2 protein-coding genes are annotated in these 607 nt (G+C 65.2%); one reads left to right on the top strand and one right to left on the bottom strand.

What is annotated here, in order from left to right; genetic code table 11:
- Window positions 1-329 (top strand): nuclear transport factor 2 family protein (locus ABTU92_RS30405; protein WP_408095251.1); only part of this gene is annotated, 329 nt, incomplete at its 5' end.
- A gap of 104 nt (window positions 330-433) precedes the next feature.
- On the opposite strand, the gene ABTU92_RS30400 is transcribed toward ABTU92_RS30405, so the two are convergent.
- Window positions 434-607 (bottom strand): Lrp/AsnC ligand binding domain-containing protein (locus ABTU92_RS30400; RefSeq protein WP_408095252.1); only part of this gene is annotated, 174 nt, incomplete at its 5' end.

Genomic DNA, 607 nt, shown 5'->3' with positions numbered 1-607 from the left:
AGGCCTCTGGCGACCTGCCGATCGCCATCGCCACCTACTTCGCTACCGACAGGCGTGACGGTGCGGCCGCGGCCGGCTGCTTCGCCCCGGACGCGGTCGTCAAGGACGAGGGGTACACCTACGTCGGGATCGCCGAGATCCGACGCTGGAAGGACGCGAGCTCCGCGAAGTACGACTACACGAGCGAGCCGATCCGCTCCGACAGCAAGGACGGCCTGACCGTCGTCACGAGCCGCGTGACCGGCAACTTTCCCGGCAGCCCGATCGACCTCCGATACGTGTTCGAGGTCGAGGGCGACAAGATCGTTCGTCTGGAGATCGTCCCCTGAGCCCGAGCCCCGCGACGACCGGGACGACGTCGCGGGGTGCTGCGCTCTTGACCATCGCGCCGACGCGACGCTCGGTATCATGATCATGATCGGCCCAGCCGGTATCAGAACGCCAGGCGCGCGTTCTCCTTGACGACCTTCATGACGAAGAAGGTTCGCGTCTGCCTGACGCCTGGGAGCGCGATCAGCTTTTCTCCATGCAGCTTGTTGAAGTCGCTCATGTCGCGGACGCGAACCTTCAACAGATAGTCGAAGTCCCCGGCCACCAGGGTGCAGTC

Origin of the sequence: Rhodoplanes sp. SY1 (assembly GCF_046000175.1) — a bacterium.
In the GTDB taxonomy this organism is placed as follows: Bacteria; Pseudomonadota; Alphaproteobacteria; order Rhizobiales; family Xanthobacteraceae; genus Rhodoplanes.
Note: the sequence above shows the minus strand (reverse complement) of the source record. Positions and strands in the feature narration are given on the sequence as shown.